The organism is Coxiella endosymbiont of Amblyomma americanum (assembly GCF_000815025.1).
In the GTDB taxonomy this organism is placed as follows: domain Bacteria; phylum Pseudomonadota; class Gammaproteobacteria; order Coxiellales; family Coxiellaceae; genus Coxiella.
The window spans coordinates 482,652-500,787 of record NZ_CP007541.1; the positions used below are offsets into that span (position 1 = coordinate 482,652).

The following is an 18,136-nucleotide window of genomic DNA, read 5'->3' on the forward strand; positions in this document are numbered from 1 at the left end:
AAAATTTCTCGTATTCAATCATAAAAAAATTGGTTTGTCAGTGAATGATTATTTTTCGTTACTTAAGTAGAGAAATTCTCCATGCTGTATTAATGACAACATCAGTTTTATTAATTATTTTTACTTCTAACCAGTTTGTACATTATCTCAATGACACCGTTATTGGTAAGCTAAGCATTAATATAGTAATGAAAATTATGTTATTACAAGTACCTGTGTTGTTGAGTTATTTGCTACCATTAAGTTTATTTTTTAGCGGCTTATTGGTTTTAAGGAGGATGAGTATAGATCATGAAATGATTGTTTTGACTGCTTGTGGAGTAAGCCGTGCTCGAATTGTATCCATAATTATGATACTAGCTACTTTCATTATGTTGTTAGTAGGTTGGTTAATGTTATTAGTTAAGCCACGTGTAGAATTGTATCGCATTAAAACTCTTAATAGGGTAATGGAAAACATGTCTTTAATAAGGATTATCCCACATCAATTTCAATCGTTAGGTGATGATGGTAGCAAAGTTTTTTATGCAGATAGTGTTGTTAGTAATATGTGTTATGAGCGTATGAAAAGTGTTTTTTTTGTGGGAAGTAAGAAAACTGTTAAAAAAAAAGAACGATGGGACTTCATTGTAGCCGATGAAGCCGACAAGTACAAGAAATTAAATAATGCTAATTTTATTGTATTTAAAAACGGGTTTCGTTATATAGGAGTGCCGGGAGACTTAAAATTTGACATTATTAAATTTAATCAGTACGGCATTCGGTTAGATGGATTTCATATAGTGAACATCTCTAAAAAAATACAAACTGTACCCACGACTACATTATGGAAATTGAGAAAGATAAGTCTAAAAGCGGCTGCTGAATTACAGTGGCGATTGATGATACCTATCTCTGTCTATATTTTTGCTTTATTGCTCGTACCACTAAGTGCAATTGACCCAAGAAGGGGGAAGTTCGTTCAAATATTATTAGCTATTTTAATTTATATTATCTATGCCAATTTGATGTTCTTAGGTAGGGTTTGGATTGAAAAAGGAACGATTAACCCACTAATCGGATTAACCTGGATAAATGGGTCTCTTTTGTTGTTGGCGTGTGCTTTGTGTTTTTTTCAATCGCGGTGGTGGTTACGATTACTGCGTTTGATTTAGAGAAAAATGCATCATGCATTTACTGAGTAATTATATTAATAAAACCGTTACTAGCACGATAGGATGTGTTGTGTTGGTTCTATTAGGTATCGAGATTTTTATGGAAAGTATAGGTCAATTATCTGTAGTAAATTCCGCTAATTATGGTTTAGAAAAAGCTTTTCTTTATGTATTAACCCAATTACCTGCTGACTTGTATCAATTATTTCCAACAGCTGGATTTTTAGGTTGTTTTATTGGTTTAGAAAGTTTAGCTTCTAGTAATCAATTAATTGTAATGCAAGCGGTAGGAGTTTCTATTGTTCGTTTGATAGGTTTTGTTGCAAAAGCTATTACACCCATGATTGTAGTAATAACGTTTATTGGAGAGTTTATTGCTCCTCAAATAGAATTAAAGGGAAAAGTAATGAAATCTCTTGCACTTTCGCAAACAGGTGATCAGATTCTGAGGAATAATGCAGTTTGGTTGCGAGATAAAAATGCATTTATACATATCGGCGTTATTGATTCAAAATATAAAATTAGAAATGTAAGTTGTTTTCAATTCAATCAAAACCGATTAATATCAGCTACCTTTTCTCCTGAGGGTTATTACAAAAAAGGACATTGGACACTTTGTCATGCTAATCAATCTTTCTTTACTCCTACTCAAATAAGAAGAATTACGATGAGTCAAATGCCATTTAAAATTACATTTAATCTTCAACAACTGAGAAAAAATCGGAGCACAATTGGAGATCGGTCAATTATTAGCCTTTATTATACAATGCGATGCTGTTCAGGACTGCAAACCAATACGTTTGCTTTTTATTTTTGGCAAAGAATTACTCAACCATTGACTACTATGATAATGATTTTCTTAGGAATACCATTTGTTTTCGGTTCATTTCGTCAATACGGTATGGGTTCTCGAGTATTAACAGGCATCGCTATTGGTTTCACTTTTTATATATTAAACCGGTTTTTAGAGTTCTTTTCGGTAGTTTATCAATTGTCTCCAATATTAATAATATTGATGCCTACTATATTGTTCACTGTCGTTTATATTGTTTTACAGTGCTATCTACGACGATAGAGACTTCACAGATCAAGATGTTATTGGCAAGATATACTTTACCAAAAAGAGATTAAGAAGTATGTAGATAAAACTGTGATAAATGAACAGAAGAGGAATTACCAGAAAATTAAGAGTTTATGAAGAGAAAGACTTACTTAAAATTAATTAAAACTTTCCTAATTTCTAATGTGGCATCGGTAGAATTCTGAGTTGAACGCTTCACATCGGTATCTTCAATGCGTAAAATAAAAACTCCCTGGTGTTGTTTTGCAAACAGCCAACAAAACAAGGCTGTTCTTTCGCTTGACTCATTCATTATTCGAAATTTATTTTCAAATTAATTCCATTGTAAATGGCGTACTTTAGTCGCTAGCGAAGAAGCAAAACCGGTATAACAATTAGGGGTTAAGGATTTCAAATATTCTTTTGTTTCTTGAGGAATGGGTAATTCATCGATAAATTTTTTTAATTGATTTTTATTAATAAATTTATCTTGAGTCAGCGTTTTCAATTGTTCGTAAGCACCCGGTATGCCATATCGGCGCATAACGGTTTGTATTGCTTCTGTTAGTACTTCCCAATGAGCATTAAGATCTTCCTTTATACGATTCTCGTTAGCGATTATTTTTGTTAATCCTTTAAATAAAGCTTTATAAGCAACAAGCGAATAACCAAACACACTGCCTAAATTGCGCATAACTGTAGAATCTGTTAAATCTCTTTGCCAACGTGATATTGGCAGTTTATTTGCCATATGGTCAGCTAACGCGTTAGCAAGTCCCAAATTACCCTCGGCGTTTTCAAAATCGATGGGATTTACTTTATGAGGCATTGTTGAAGAACCAACTTCATTTTTTATAGTGTTTTGAAAAAAATAACCAATACTTATATATCCCCACATGTCTTGACAAAAATCGATTAAAACATTGTTGAGGCGAATGAGCGATTGTAAGAGTTCGCTCAGTCGGTCATGAGGTTCAATTTGAGTAGTATATTCATTGAATTCCAGCCCAAGAGATTCTACGAACTGCTTAGCAAAGTTTAGCCAATCAAAATCTGGATAAGCTGCTCGATGGGCGTTAAAATTTCCAACAGCACCATTTATTTTAGCTGATAATTTCATATTTATAAAATATTGATATTGAGTATGTATTCGTTTTACTGTATTAGCAAATTCTTTGCCCAATGTGGTAGGAGAAGCTGGTTGACCATGTGTGTGACTTAGTAAAGAAAGGTCTGCGTAATTTATTGCCATATTTTGTAAATATAATCCAATTTTTCTGATAATAGGACTTAGTACTTTTTTTCGTGCTTCATCTATCAAAAGAGCATAGGAGAGATTGTTTATATCTTCTGAGGTGCAACCAAAATGAACAAAATAAATTAAATCTGAAAATATTTTTTCTTTTTTTAGCTGATGTTGTAAATAATATTCCACTGCTTTGACATCATGATTGGTAGTTTTTTCTATCTTCTTAATAATTTCTGCAGATTTTATGTCAAAACTTTTCGAAATTTCTTCCAATCTTTTACGATCTAATGCAGTTAATTTTGGAATTTCTGAAAAAGAATTTTCACAAGATAAAAAAAGTAGCCATTGTATTTCAATGAAAACGCGGCATTTTACAAGCCCATATTCACTGAATATTGGTCGCAAATCACTCAATTTTTTTTGATATCGGCCATCGAGAGGCGATAAAGCTGTTAGAGGCTTTAATTTCATATTTTGTCCTTAAATAAATAAATTGAGAACATATCATATTACGTTTTTAAAAATATAACTTTAGTCTGACAGGATGTTGTGAAAAAGAGATAGTAGATATAATATACATCTCGTCTCGTAACCTTTCATTCATAAACATTATTAAGAAATAGAAGCATGAAGTTTATTGATTTAAGTCGACAATATCATCAGATAAAAAATACTGTCAATAAAAAAATTCAGAACGTCTTAAATCATGGACAATACATTATGGGTCCAGAAGTGGAAGAGCTAGAACAACGTTTATCCGCGTGGGTAGGTGTTCGTCATTGTATTACTCTTTCTAATGGAACAATGGCCTTATTAGTTGCTTTGTTGGCATTAGGAATCGGTTCTGGGGATGAAGTAATTACTTCATCATTTAGTTTTTTTGCTACTGCAGAAGCCATTATTTTCTTAGGAGCTAAACCAGTTTTTATCGATATTAATCCTCATGCATATAACATAGAACCATCCCAAATTGAACCTATGATTACTAAACAGACAAAAGCAATTGTTCCTGTTAGTTTGTATGGACAATGTTCTAATATTACAAAAATTAACGCTATTGCTCATCGTTACGAGATACCAGTTATTGAAGATGGTGCGCAAAGCTTAGGTGCTACACATTGGGGGCGTCAATCCTGTGGCATGACTACTATAGGATGTACAAGTTTTTTCCCGTCTAAGCCATTAGGTTGCTATGGTGACGGTGGTGCTTGTTTTACAAATGACGATATTTTAGCTGAAAAAATGCGTTTAATCCGTGATCATGGACAAAAAACGCGTTGTTTTCATGTGAAAATAGGTTTGAATATGCGGTTTGATAGTTTAAAAGCAGCTATCTTGTTAGCAAAGCTAGAAATTTTTCAAAATGAATTAGAATGTCGCCAACGAGTAGCAAAATGGTATTCTCAAAAATTGAGTGATTATTTAGTTACGCCTTATATCGAAAATGGCAATGTTAGTGTTTTTGCTCAATATACTATTCGAGTAGAACGCAGAGAAGAGATTAGAAGGTCTCTGATGAATATAGGTATTCCAACGGCCGTTTATTATCCTTATCCGTTAAACAAACAACCAGCTGTTTGGAATTATTTACAAGAGAAACGAAATTATCCTGAGGCAGAATTTGCAAGTAAGCAGGTATTAAGTCTTCCATTTCATCCCTATTTAACTAAAGAACAAGTTGATTATATTTGTAAAGAGCTATTAAGGACAATCTTAATTTAACTATAAATATTTTAAGTTTTTTAAAAAATTTTCACAGAATGATGCATGTTGTTTAAACAGTATTTGCACTTAATTTTTTATTTAAACTATCGTTATGCTAGATAGTTAAGGATAAAAATCTATTAAGAACAAATTTGTCGATTAAAATCTACAATTAAGTAATTAAAGGTTGAGATACAAAAATTGTGAGATTATGTTTTAATTTAAGATTATTAAACAAGTTGATCGTTGTGATTTTAATTTTGAACATCTTAGGTGACAGTAGGAATGACTTTTGTTATAATTGTTCGTTTGAGCTATTTTATTGGTCTTTTGTCGATAGAGGCTAGTGAGATATGATTGTGTGGTGCTTTAAAACAAATAATTTGAATATTCAGGATTATAGACGTCTGCTTTATCTGTTTTTAAGCGATTCTGTGTGTCTCAATAGGTGCAGATGTGGTCTTTTGAATATCTTTTGGAATGTACTATTTGTGTCCACATACTTCTCCAAATACAATTTCTCGCTTTTGGATCTGCGGTGTTTCGTAGATGATTTAGTAAGTATTCTGCTGATGAGGTAAATATGTCATTGACTTCTAAAGAAACAGCAATAATTTTAGAGAAATATCAACGAGATAAGAGAGACACTGGGTCTTCTGAAGTTCAGGTGGCTATTTTAAGCGCTAAGATTGCTCAACTTACTGAGCATTTTAAAAGTCATAAAAAGGACCATCATTCACGACAAGGTCTACTACGAGCAATTAATCAGCGGAGAAAGATGCTTAATTATCTAAAAAATAATGATGTAGAACGATATTATAGACTGGTTGAACAATTAAAACTAAGATCATAAATTGTAGGAAAAATCATGACAAAGATTAGTAAAACTTTCCATTATGGAAAACATCGTGTTGTACTTGAAACAGGGAATATAGCACGTCAAGCAATGGGAGCAACGATGATTCAAATGGGAGATACGGTTATCTTAGTAACGATAATTGCTCAAAAAACATCTGAAAAAGGATATGATTTTTTACCATTATCTGTGCATTATCAAGAAAGAACGTATGCTGCAGGGAAAATACCTGGTGGCTATTTTAAACGCGAAGGTCGTCCTACAGAAAAAGAAACACTAACTTCTCGTTTAATTGATCGCTCGCTACGACCTCTGTTTTTGAAAGGATTTTCCGATGAAGTACAAATCATTGCTACCGTACTTTCCATGGATCCAGAAGTGCCAACAGATATTCCATCCATTTTAGGAGCTTCGGTAGCCTTAGGTATATCTGGTATTCCATATCATTCCATCTTAGGAGCAGCGAGGGTCGGTTATCAAGAAGGTGAGTACCTATTAAATCCTTCTTTAGAAGAATTAAAGAAATCTCAACTTGACTTGATTGTTTCTGGTACAAGAGAATCGGTTTTAATGGTTGAACTGGAAGCTAAGGAATTGCCGGAATTTATTATACTAGATGCCGTACTTTATGGACATAATGCTATGCAAGCTGTTTTGCATGCCATTGATGAATTTGTTAAAGCGTCTAGTAACTCTGTTCGTAGCGGATGGGAATGGTGTCCACCGCAGTCTAATAAGGAATTAGAATCTTTGGTGACTAAAAAAGCAAAATCTTTTCTTCAAGAGGCTTATTGTATTACAGAAAAAAGTGTTCGAAAAGATCGCATTCAAATTATTCGTGATAATCTCTTAGCTGAGTTGAATTTAGTGACTGAAGAAGGAAATTCAATTAATTCTTGTGAATTAATGTCTATTTTTCACAATTTAGAGCGAGACATTGTGCGTAACAGGATTCTATCTGGAAAATCACGCATTGATGGGCGAAATACTAAAACTATACGCCCCATTACCATTCAGACAGGTGTGCTACCGCGTTCTCATGGTTCAGCCCTATTTACTAGGGGAGAAACTCAAGCTCTAGTAGCCGTTACTTTAGGAACTGAAAGAGATGGTCAAATGGTAGATGACTTAGATGGAGATCGTCGTGAGGATTTTATATTTCATTATAATTTTCTACCTTTTTGTGTTGGTAAAGTTGGCTTTATAAGTAGCCCTAAAAGAAGAGAAATCGGTCATGGTCGCTTAGCTAAGCGGGCGATTATTCCTGTATTTCCCATTGCTTTATCAGAATTTCCTTATGTGATTCGCGTGGTTTCTGAGATTCTTGAATCGAACGGTTCCAGTTCTATGGCAAGTGTTTGTGGAAGCAGTTTAGCACTGATGGATGCTGGAGTGCCTATTAAGACAGCCGTTGCAGGTATTGCTATGGGATTAATTAAAGAAGGAGAGAGATATGAGATTCTATCAGATATTCTTGGAGAAGAAGACTTTTTAGGTGATATGGATTTTAAAGTAGCTGGTACAGAAAAAGGCGTGACAGCATTACAAATGGATGTCAAAATTAGCGGTATTACCGAAAGCATTATGAAATGCGCCCTTGACCAAGCAAAAGAAGGTCGTCTTTATATTCTCGAAATGATGAATGCAGTCATTTCACGGCCTCGTTCACAGGTTTCTCAATTAGCACCACGTTATTTTACTATGAAAATCAATCCAGAAAGAATCCGAGACGTTATAGGAAAAGGTGGGGTAATGATCCGAGGGATTACTGAGGAGACAAATTGTGCTATAGATATTTCTGATGATGGGAGTATTAAAATTGCCGCCTTTTCTGCGGAAGCGGGAGAAGCCGCAAAAAAACGAATTGAAGCATTAACGGCCGAAGTGGAGCTGGGTAAAATGTATGAAGGCCCGGTTGTTAAGATTTTAGATTTTGGAGCAGTAGTTAAAATTCTGCCTAATTATCAGGGACTTGTTCACATATCGCAAATTACTTCTGAATGTGTAGAAAACGTGCGAGATTATCTTCAGAAAGGGCAAATAGTTCGTGTTAAAGTTATTGAAATCGATAGACAAGGTCGAGTACGCCTTAGTATGAAGCAAGCTGATAAATAAGAAGAGAAATTACAATTATACTCATACGTATGACTTTTATTATATAATTGTCTAGAATGAGAATAAGATTAAAGATATAGTAAAAAAAGGAAGGAGTGTTTCCCAAGCTTAGCGAGTGAGTAAAATGTTGGTATAATTGATTTAGTTTTTGCAGGTAAAGGTTTTCTGTGGGGGTTTTCTGTGGTTGTTTGTAGTTTTTAATAAATATTCCAAACTGGTTTGATGTTTTGAAATGTCGCTAAGTCCTCGTTACTTGTATGAGACCAATTTAAAAGACAAATAAGAGGTTGGTGAATGTAACGTTTTACTTTTCGTTATTTCAAAGAATTTACGCGCCAAAATTATAAAGCATTAGTATAGTTAAGTAGTTGATTACATGTGTATTTTTAAAAGTACGTATGATTATGGATATGTAAAGGCAACGTTGGGTTATAAAATACTTAGTGCAATGAGAGAGCAAAAGAAAAATAATCTTATTATGTTTGTAAAGAGATCTCGGATTGAAAAAAATCAAACAGGATAGTATTAAAACCTATGAGCATCTTTTACAGGCTACTAAAAAGCATTGGATGATTTTTGTTTTTGGAACTGTTTGTACAATAGTAATCTCGTTAACCGATGCTGGATTTGCTTGGCTGGTAAAACCGATTATTAATCGTGGATTTATTATTCGCAACACTAAATTTGTCCGTTTTTTGCCATTTGCAATATTGACTATCTTTTTATTTCGTGGAATGGCAGGTTTTTTGTCGACCTATTTTATCAGTCGAGTAGCCCGTAGTGTTGTAATGGATTTTAGAAGAACGATTTTTAATCATTTATTATGTTTACCAGCTAAATTTTACGATCAAAATAGTTCTGGCTATCTGTTATCTACAGTAATCTACAGTGTAGAACAAATTGCTCAAGCCAGCTCTGATGCTTTGGTAATTATATTTCAAGAATCCTCGTTAATAATCGGCTTATTAATGGTAATGTTTTTAGTTAATTGGGAATTAACGTCGTTTTTTTTAATAAGTATTCCAATTATTATTTTGGTAATGAAAATTTGCAGTATGCGCTTACGTCGATTAAGTACTAATGTACAGCAATCGGTAGCTGAAGTCGCACATATTGCGAGAGAAACTATAGAATCTTATAAAGTAGTTCGTCTTTTTGGTGGACAAACTTATGAAAATGAGAAATTCCATCGCGCCACTAAAGAAAATCAACAACATGAATTAAAGGTAGCAGTAACTAATAGTATTAATAACTCGCTAGTGCAATTATTGATAGCTATTCCGATTGCAACTATTTTATTTTTTTCTACTCAGTCTTCTTTACATATGACTGCTGGAAGTTTTGCTTCTGTGATCTCTGCAATGACTATGATGTTACGACCTATGCGTCGACTCACCACGGTGAATAGTCATATTCAAAAGGGTATTTCTGGTGTTGGCAGTATCGTCAAATTGCTAGATGAAAGTGTTGAAAAAAACAAAGGAAATCGTCGCCTGTTGAAAACAAAAGGTACTATAGAATATTCTGATGTTTCTTTTTCTTATGATGAGAATCAACAGTTCACTCTTTCAAATATTAATCTGACTATAGAAAAAGGGCAAATGGTTGCGCTAGTAGGGCGATCTGGTGCTGGGAAATCTACGTTAATTAATTTATTACCAAGGTTCTATGAAGTTTCACGGGGCGTTATTAAAATTGACGGTATTAATATTAAAGAATTCCATCTGAAAGAGTTACGTAATCAATTTGCTTTAGTATCTCAAAATGCTGTCTTATTTAACGATACTATTTTGAATAATATTGCTTATGGTCAAGTAGGACGCATTAATAAGAAAAAAATTATAGAAGCAGCTCGAGCTGCGTATGCAATGGAATTTATTGAACAATTACCAGAAGGTTTAAATACCATCGTCGGAGAAAATGGTGTGCTTCTTTCTGGAGGGCAAAAACAACGAATCGTTGTCGCTCGTGCTTTATTTAAAAATGCTCCAATTTTTATTCTTGATGAAGCAATGTCTGCTATAGACACATATACAGAAAGACATATTCAAGCATCGTTAGAAAATTTAATGCGCCAGAGAACCACATTAATAATTGCTCACCGATTATCTACTTTAGAAAAAGTAGATTGGATTGTTGTAATGGATAAAGGAAAAATTGTAGAAACAGGAACTCATCAACAGCTTCTAACCCTACAGGGGATGTACGCTAAATTGCACCAGAAGCAATCTTCGAAAAATACCGTTTCGGTTGTCAGAGAAATTAGTGAAAGTAAAAGCTCCACAGTTTTGGTATAGCTCACAATCTTTGATTAGTTGGTTTTTTATTCCTTTTGCTTTATTATATCGATTGATTACAATTCTTCTAAAAACTTTCTATACTTTTAAATTTAAGAACAATAAACCATTTTCAGTTCCAATTGTTGTGATTGGAAATGTTACTGTTGGCGGTAATGGAAAAACTCCTTTAACTATTTGGCTTGCAAATCAATTAAAAAAGAAAGGTTTTCAACCTGGATTAATTAGTCGCGGTTATGGTGGAAGGACTAGGAATGGATTTCAAGTAGTTACATCGAACAGTAATCCTCGATTTGTTGGAGATGAGGCCATTTTACTGGCAAAAACCAATTGCCCTGTAGTAATAGGAACGGACCGTTTATCTGCTATAGCATATTTATTAAGACACTTTATTTGCAATATTGTTATCAGTGACGATGGATTACAGAATTATTCATTACCACGAGACATTGAAATCGTTGTAATAGATCCTGATCGTAAATTTGGAAATGGATTATGTATTCCAGCAGGGCCTTTGAGGGAACCGAAATCACGAATACATTTAGTAGATTTTCTTGTTACTAAGAAATTTCGCCCTGTTGAAATTTATCAATTAAAAAATCCAGAAAAAAAAATACATTTTAAAAAAATAAAGGGCAAGATCATTCATGCAATTGCTGGATTAGGAAATCCAGAAAGTTTTTTTTGTCAGCTCGAGTTGTTAGGAGCAAAAGTAATACAGCATGCGTTTCCAGATCATTATTTTTATCAGAGAAAGGATTTCCAATTTTCAGATGATAAGATTATACTTATGACAGAGAAGGATGCAGTTAAATGTAAAGATTTTAATGATGAACGGCTGTTTTGTTTGTCTGTCACTTTAGATGTTCCTAAGAAGTTTTTACGAGATTTTTGTCAGAAACTCGAAAAATATTTTAAAAATTTTTCGAAAATCTAGAAGTAATGGGATATCGACGATCTTTGCCGAAAGCACATTCTGTAATACGAATACCAATAGGTGTTTGTCGTCTTTTGTACTCATTACGATTAACCATTTGAATCACCTGATTAATTGTTTTAATATTAACACCGATAGTAGTCGCTATAGTATTTGTATCCTCGTTTTGTTCAATATAGCGTTCCAAGATTTCGTCTAATACTGAATAAGGTGGTAACGTGTCCTGATCCTTTTGGTTAAGAGCCAGCTCTGCAGAAGGTGCCCGCATTAATACGTGTTTCGGAATGATAGGGGAAAGAGTATTACGGTATTTGCATAAACGATATACCATTGTTTTATAAATATCTTTTAATACGCTAATGCCTCCAATTGTATCGCCATATAACGTAGTATATCCAACAGATAGTTCACTTTTATTTCCAGTGGATAACACAATCGCCCCCTTTTTATTAGATAAGGCCATTAATAAAGTGCCTCGAATGCGGGCTTGTAGATTTTCTTCAGTAAGATCTCGAGGAAAACCAGAAAATTCTGAAGATAAACTTCGAAGAAAAGTTTCGAAAATAGGATTAATATCAATCGTAGATGTTGAGATTTTTAATGCCTCGGCTTCTAATTGAGCGTCTTCGATACTTGTGCTAGAAGTGAATAAAGATGGCATAAGTACTCCACTCACGCGTGATGATCCAATAGCATCAACAGCAATGGCTAGTGTTAAAGCAGAATCAACCCCACCAGAAAGACCAATAATAGCACTAGGAAAATTATTTTTATTGATATAATCGCGAACGCCTAACACTAAAGCATTATAAATTTTTTCTTCATCCAATAGTTCTGATGATACAACAGGCTGAACATCTAACCAATGTTTGAGATTAATTTCAACAGTCATTAATTCTTCTTTAAAATAGGCTCCTTGTTGAATACAGTATCCATTTTGATTAAATATCATGGAACCACCATCAAAAATGAGTTCATCTTGTCCTCCAATTAAATTTAAATAAATAATAGGAACATGATACTTTTTAGTGCGTTTTTCTAGTAAATCGTAGCGATGACGCGATTTATTTTTAGTAAAAGGAGAAGCGTTAATACAAGCAATCAATTGTGCTCCTGCTTTGACAGTATCTTCCAAAGGACTTTCTATCCATAGATCTTCACAAATTAATAGCCCAATTTTTATCTTTCTAATCTCAATGACACAAAGTTGATTGCCAGAAGAGAAATAACGTTTCTCATCAAAAACCTGATAATTAGGCAGTGCGCGTTTGTTGTAGGTTGCAATTACTTTATGTTTAGAAATAACTGCTGCTTTATTGTAATAACAACCTCCTTGGTAATCTGGATATCCTACTACAATAACAATAGGGTATTTAATTTCTTTAATAATTCGTTTAAGAGCTTGATGTACACGCTGATAAAGTGATGGTCGAAAAAGTAAGTCCTCTGGTGGATAGCTTGTAATAGCTAATTCTGGGAATAATACAATATCTGCCTGGTTCTCATAGTAAGCTCGATTGGATATATCGATGATGAGCTGAGTATTACCTTCGATATCTCCAACGAACAAATTAACTTGAGCAGCTACGAGAACCAGATTTTTCATTAATTACACTATCATAAGATCAGAGCTGCTACTGTTTTTCTTCCCTCAGACACTAGTGCTACATAAGTGCGGCAAGCAGCTCCTGTATCCATACATTCAATTCCAATTCTCTGGTGAAGAAATAATTTAGACTTTTCTTGACTTAAGAAAACACATTTTTTTCCAGTGCCAAGAATTACTACTTCAGGATTCAAAGATAATACATCGCAAAAATGTTCAGGCTGTATGTCTTCTAAAGATTTTGGTTCCCAGTTTTCAATAAGACCAAAAGGGGAGACAATCACATTTTCAGTATACAATTTCTTATTAATCGTAACTGACCCAGCGTCATAAGCTATAATATGATAATTCCCAACGCTAAAATCTTCGGTAAGTAACATATATCAACAACCAACTTCTACAACCAACTTCTACAACCACAGCATTTAAGAAACTACAATTTTTTCACTAAAATCTTAGTTTGAATAAACTGTATTTGATATTTTTTGTAGAATTGGTTAGAATAACATTTTTTATTGCACTGGTGCAATTCCACAAGGGGTCTTTTGTTTTTAAACTGCGAAAATAATATGCGACATTATGAAATCGTCATCCTGATTCACCCTAATCAAAGCTCTCAGGTATTGCAGATGATTGAACGATACCAGTCTATGATTAGGGAAAGTGGATCTAGAATCCACCGTTTGGAAGACTGGGGACGACGGCAGCTGGCTTATCCTATCAAAAAAGTACATAAGGCTCATTATATTTTAATAAATATTGAGTGTAGTGGTATCGTTTTGAGTGATCTGGTGACTGCTTTTCATTATAATGATGCTATAATGCGCAGCCTAATTTTAAAACGTAGTCATGCTATTACTATACCTTCTCCTGTTATGCAGGGTCTTGAAAAAGAAAAAATTCGCAAAGAGAAATTAGGCAATCATGCTATAGTAACCACTGAATCATTGGAAGAAAACTAGAAGAATATTGTTTATGGTGTTTCACCGAAAAAAGTTCTGTGCTTTTAAAGCGAAAAATATAAAAGAAATTGATTATAAAGATATTGACCTATTAAAAGGTTATATTATGGAGTCTGGTCGTATGGTACCCAGTCGAATCACAGGGACAAGTGCTAAGTATCAACGTCAATTGTCTCATGCTATTAAAATAGCTCGTTATTTAGCTTTGTTACCATACTGTGATACACATTGCTAAATACAAACAAAAGAAGGCTAAGGCAATTTTGGAGTTAAAAGTTGAGCAAATTAATTCAAAGTACAGGAAGGTATTTACTAGCTGATAATGTTCGTGCGGCTATGTTTGCGTTGGGTTGCGCACTTCTGGCTTTTTTTTTCCCGATTGGGTTTATTGTTACTTTAATTTTAGGATTAGTTACCCTCCAGAAGGGTTATAAGGCAAGTTTGGTTATTTTAGCCTTTGTTCTTCTGCCCGCCATTGCTTTAGTAGTCACTCAACATTTTAGTTTTTTTTATAGATTTAATTTATTACTCATTCAGTGCAGCATAGTTTTTACTTTCGCTCTTATCCTACGTTACACTGCTTCCTGGCAATTAGTTTTAGAAGTTGCAGCCGCAGTCGGGGTTTTATTAATTGGTATGATACATATCATATTTCCCGATATTCGAAGAACATGGGTAGGACTTATTAACGACTATTTTCTCACCAATACCTGGACATCAACTTTTCATTTAAGTACTTATTCTACAGAATTTGTACAACATTTAGCTACTATTGCTACTGGTGGATTTATTTTTTTTGTTTTTTTTGATATAATTATTTTATTAATTCTCGCTCGATGGTGGCAAACAACTCTTTTTTCTCCTGGAACATTACAACTGGAATTTACTAGGATTCGTATTAGCAAAGCAAGTGCCAGTTTGTTAATAATTGCTAGTGTTGGTCTTATATGGCAATCAAATTGGCTAACGGATATCTATCCTGTATTATTATTTCCGTTTATGATAGGAGGATTAAGTCTTCTGCATCTGTTAGTCATGAATAAACGAGAAATGGTATTACTGATAGCAATAGTCTATATTGCTTTATTTTTACTAACGTTTTTTACAACAATCATTTTGGCTATTATAGGACTTGTTGACAGTTTTTATAATTTTCGAAAGCATTGCATATTATTTCAAAGTCGGTAGTATTTACAAAAGCATGGTAAAAGTTATTTTACTAAAGAAAATAGATAATCTGGGCGATGTTAGTGATCAAGTGCTAGTAAAGCCAGGTTATGCACGGAATTTTTTATTACCGTATGGAAAAGCTACATTCGCTACAGCAGAAAAGATCGCAACACTAGAAAGACATCGAAAAGCTTTGCAGACTTTAGAAACAGAACAATTGAAAGAGGCTAAGATGTACGCAAGAAGATTGGAGGGAAAGGTCTTCTACATCACAGCAAAAGCAAGTAATAAAGGAAAGCTATTTGGTTCTATTGGATTGCGCGAAATTTCCAAGGCAATCTGCTCTGATAGTGGCATTAATATTAAAAAATATTTAATAAAATTACCAACAAGATCCATTCGACAAATTGGAGAATACGAAGTTATAATTCAGTTTCACGCTAAAGTTTCCATTAAATCAAAAATTGTGGTATCTTCCTCCACCTAATTTATGATGTGCTTTCCTTTTATGTGTTTATTTTGCTGATAATGTAGAGACATTACACTGGTTTTCATGTCACCACACAAGAAAAAGCAACCCTTACTTCCTAAAATCCTACCTCATTCGCAGGAAGCAGAACGCTCTGTGCTTGGAGCATTAATGTTGGATGATCGTGCATGGGATCATATTGTGGATCGTATAAGTACAAAAGACTTTTATCAATCTGATCATCAAGTAATTTTTGAAACAATGTCTTTTTTAATTGATCAACGCAAACCTCTGGATGTATTAACTGTATCAGAAGCTCTTAAAGCAAGAGATCAATTAAATGTATCTGGGACGGCTTATCTCTATGAATTAGCCAAAAATACACCCAGCGCTGCAAATATTGTAGCCTACGCAGATATTGTACGGGAACTAGCTATCTTGCGACAACTAATTGAAACTGGAACAGATATTGTACGAGATGGTTTTTATCCCGATGGTCGTGATATTAGAGAATTGCTTGATAAGGCAGAACAGAGGGTATTTAACATTTCTAAAAGTCGCTCTCGAGGATCTGGTCCTCTGCCTATCGATATCTTATTAGCTAAAGCAACTGATCGTATTGACATGTTGTATCATTCCGAGAAAACTATTACTGGACTATCTTCTGGTTTTACCGATTTAGATAGATTAACTTCTGGCTTGCAAGCTTCCGATTTAATCGTAATTGCGGGTCGTCCTTCCATGGGAAAAACCATATTAGCGATTAATATCGCTGAGCATGTAGCGATAAAAAATAACGTTCCAGTACTCATTTTTAGTATGGAAATGCCTGCTGAAGCACTAGTTATGCGTATGATTTCATCTCTGGGCGGTGTTGATCAAAGCAGAGTGCGTACTGGTCAACTTAAAGATGGTGATTGGCCTAGAATTACACACGCAGTGAAAATACTTTCAGAAACTAAATTTTTTATTGACGACACTCCAGCGTTAACTCCCGGGGAAATTCGCTCAAGGGTAAGGCGTTTAATGCGTGAATATGGAAACTTAGGTTTAGTTGCTGTAGATTACCTTCAATTAATGCACATTCCAAGTAATCGAGAAAACCGTAGTATAGAAATATCTGAAATTTCTCGTTCTTTAAAAGCACTAGCCAAAGAATTAAATATCCCTATTATTGCTTTATCTCAACTCAACCGTGGCTTAGAAGCGAGAACTGATAAACGTCCTATGATGCCTGATTTACGAGAGTCGGGTGCAATTGAACAAGATGCCGATCTAATTGCTTTTATCTATCGTGATGAAGTCTATCATGAAGATTCTCCAGATAAAGGTAAAGCAGAAATCATCATTGCAAAACACCGGCATGGTCCAATCGGAAAAATAGTGCTCACATTTCGTGGACAATATACTCGCTTTGATAATTTCTCTTATGAAGACGTTCCACTACAACGATCACCTTTTGGAATACGTATATGAATCGAGTATTAGCCACTATTGATTTACAAGGGCTTAAGTATAATTTTTTTCGAGTTAAAGCGATCGCTCCTCAGTCTTCCGTTTTAGCTATGGTTAAAAGTAACGGTTATGGTCATGGGTTGGTTCGAGTCGCCAAAACACTTACACTTGCTAACGCATTTGGGGTATCGTGTATTGATGAAGCATTGGTTTTACGGAATAATGGAATTAAAGTGCCAATTGTAGTTATGCGTGGATTTAATGACAAGACGGAATTAAGTGAATGTATTCGTCATGATTTACTAGTAGTGATTCACCATTTTCATCAAATAAATCTTTTAGAAAAAAATAAAAATTTCTCGGCTGTACAAATTTGGTTAAAAATTGATACTGGAATGCATCGGTTAGGTTTTTCTTTAAAAGATGTAGAACGTGCTTATAATCGTTTGTTTGCTTGTCTTTCTGTGCGAAAACCAATTAGATTAATGACACATTTGGCTAATGCTGACAGTAAAGATCGATCATTCACTGAATGGCAGATTCGTCAATTTGCTAAAATTACTACAGATAAATACGTTCCTAAAAGTGTAGTGAATTCAGCAGGTTTATTAGCTTATCCAACAGCTTTTTTTGATTGGGTTCGTCCCGGTATTATGTTATATGGTGTATCTCCATTTTCTTGGGAGACTGGAATTACACGAGATTTAAAACCTGTAATGACTTTGTCTGCTAAAATAATATCGATTAGAAATTGTCGTCCTGGAGATACAGTAGGTTATGGATGTACATGGTGTGCTTCAGATAATACGCCTATTGGTATCGTTAGTATTGGTTATGGCGATGGATATTTACGTCATACACCTATCGGAACGCCAACGTTGTTAAACGGAAAGTTATGTCCACTAATTGGTCGAGTTTCTATGGATATGATAGCTATTGACTTAAGTCTTGCACCGAACGCCAGAATTGGCAATGAAGTAATTTTATGGGGAAATGGTTTGCCTGTTGAAAAAATAGCTAAGCGGATTGGTACTATCGGATATGAATTATTATGTAAAATAAATCAACGCATTGAGTTTAGAGAAAAAGAGAAATAGATAAC

The 18,136-nt window shown here is 34.2% G+C and carries 16 protein-coding genes and 1 pseudogene; 13 read left to right on the top strand and 4 right to left on the bottom strand.

From position 1 onward, the window contains the following. Window positions 1-44: 44 nt before the first annotated feature. Both lptF and lptG read left to right on the top strand, forming a co-directional pair. On the top strand, window positions 45-1,154 hold the full coding sequence (gene lptF / locus Z664_RS02250; RefSeq protein WP_039670047.1) for an LPS export ABC transporter permease LptF: 1,110 nt from the start codon (window positions 45-47) through the stop codon (window positions 1,152-1,154). Window positions 1,155-1,167: 13 nt separating this feature from the next. After that, window positions 1,168-2,229, top strand: a complete 1,062-nt coding sequence (lptG, locus tag Z664_RS02255; protein ID WP_039670048.1) for an LPS export ABC transporter permease LptG — start codon at window positions 1,168-1,170, stop codon at window positions 2,227-2,229. Between the two features lie 163 nt (window positions 2,230-2,392). Here lptG and Z664_RS03075 read toward each other — a convergent pair. Then, window positions 2,393-2,527, bottom strand: a pseudogene (locus Z664_RS03075) (glutamate--tRNA ligase family protein); the annotation flags it as partial. 21 nt (window positions 2,528-2,548) lie between these two features. After that, window positions 2,549-3,934 carry an adenylosuccinate lyase gene (purB, locus tag Z664_RS02260; RefSeq protein ID WP_039670049.1) on the bottom strand — a complete coding sequence of 462 codons (1,386 nt, stop codon included), beginning with the start codon at window positions 3,932-3,934 and terminating at the stop codon, window positions 2,549-2,551. Window positions 3,935-4,090: 156 nt separating this feature from the next. Here purB and Z664_RS02265 point away from each other — a divergent pair, with 156 nt between their 5' ends. The 5 genes from Z664_RS02265 to lpxK all read left to right on the top strand — a co-directional run bounded on the left by Z664_RS02265 (window position 4,091) and on the right by lpxK (window position 11,372). Beyond that, the gene (locus Z664_RS02265) at window positions 4,091-5,185 is read left to right on the top strand and encodes a DegT/DnrJ/EryC1/StrS family aminotransferase (protein WP_039670050.1); all 1,095 of its coding nucleotides are present in this window, start codon (window positions 4,091-4,093) and stop codon (window positions 5,183-5,185) included. Between the two features lie 565 nt (window positions 5,186-5,750). Continuing rightward, complete coding sequence (gene rpsO / locus Z664_RS02270; protein WP_039670051.1) at window positions 5,751-6,020, top strand: 30S ribosomal protein S15; 270 nt, start codon at window positions 5,751-5,753, stop codon at window positions 6,018-6,020. A gap of 15 nt (window positions 6,021-6,035) precedes the next feature. Continuing rightward, a complete protein-coding gene (gene pnp / locus Z664_RS02275) occupies window positions 6,036-8,138 on the top strand; it encodes a polyribonucleotide nucleotidyltransferase (RefSeq protein ID WP_039670052.1) in 2,103 nt (700 codons plus the stop codon). A gap of 500 nt (window positions 8,139-8,638) precedes the next feature. Beyond that, window positions 8,639-10,435, top strand: coding sequence for a lipid A export permease/ATP-binding protein MsbA (gene msbA / locus Z664_RS02280; protein WP_052246348.1), 1,797 nt, complete (start codon window positions 8,639-8,641; stop codon window positions 10,433-10,435). Beyond that, window positions 10,404-11,372 carry a tetraacyldisaccharide 4'-kinase gene (gene lpxK, locus Z664_RS02285; protein WP_039670053.1) on the top strand — a complete coding sequence of 323 codons (969 nt, stop codon included), beginning with the start codon at window positions 10,404-10,406 and terminating at the stop codon, window positions 11,370-11,372. Before msbA ends, lpxK begins: the two co-directional genes overlap by 32 nt. Here lpxK and Z664_RS02290 read toward each other — a convergent pair. Together Z664_RS02290 and Z664_RS02295 are read right to left on the bottom strand one after the other, a co-directional pair. Continuing rightward, entirely contained in the window at window positions 11,350-12,978 is a 1,629-nt protein-coding gene (locus tag Z664_RS02290; RefSeq protein ID WP_039670054.1) for an NAD+ synthase, read from the bottom strand. The two genes, lpxK and Z664_RS02290, sit on opposite strands and share 23 nt — an antisense overlap. Window positions 12,979-12,989: 11 nt before the next feature. Beyond that, window positions 12,990-13,358 (bottom strand): Mth938-like domain-containing protein, encoded by a 369-nt coding sequence (locus tag Z664_RS02295; protein WP_039670055.1) that lies wholly within the window; start codon window positions 13,356-13,358, stop codon window positions 12,990-12,992. 189 nt (window positions 13,359-13,547) lie between these two features. On the opposite strand from Z664_RS02295, the gene rpsF reads away from it, so the two are divergent. The 6 genes from rpsF (at window position 13,548) to alr (ending at window position 18,131) form a co-directional block, all read left to right on the top strand. Further along, a complete protein-coding gene (gene rpsF / locus Z664_RS02300; RefSeq protein WP_039670056.1) occupies window positions 13,548-13,940 on the top strand; it encodes a 30S ribosomal protein S6 in 393 nt (130 codons plus the stop codon). Between the two features lie 13 nt (window positions 13,941-13,953). Beyond that, on the top strand, window positions 13,954-14,175 hold the full coding sequence (gene rpsR, locus Z664_RS02305) for a 30S ribosomal protein S18 (RefSeq protein WP_039670057.1): 222 nt from the start codon (window positions 13,954-13,956) through the stop codon (window positions 14,173-14,175). Between the two features lie 41 nt (window positions 14,176-14,216). Next, entirely contained in the window at window positions 14,217-15,128 is a 912-nt protein-coding gene (locus Z664_RS02310) for a hypothetical protein (RefSeq protein WP_245591071.1), read from the top strand. A gap of 13 nt (window positions 15,129-15,141) precedes the next feature. Beyond that, window positions 15,142-15,597 carry a 50S ribosomal protein L9 gene (gene rplI, locus Z664_RS02315; protein ID WP_039670058.1) on the top strand — a complete coding sequence of 152 codons (456 nt, stop codon included), beginning with the start codon at window positions 15,142-15,144 and terminating at the stop codon, window positions 15,595-15,597. 66 nt (window positions 15,598-15,663) lie between these two features. Next, the gene (gene dnaB / locus Z664_RS02320) at window positions 15,664-17,055 is read left to right on the top strand and encodes a replicative DNA helicase (RefSeq protein WP_039670059.1); all 1,392 of its coding nucleotides are present in this window, start codon (window positions 15,664-15,666) and stop codon (window positions 17,053-17,055) included. After that, the gene (gene alr / locus Z664_RS02325) at window positions 17,052-18,131 is read left to right on the top strand and encodes an alanine racemase (protein WP_039670060.1); all 1,080 of its coding nucleotides are present in this window, start codon (window positions 17,052-17,054) and stop codon (window positions 18,129-18,131) included. The genes dnaB and alr overlap by 4 nt, the downstream gene beginning before the upstream one ends. Window positions 18,132-18,136 lie beyond the last annotated feature (5 nt).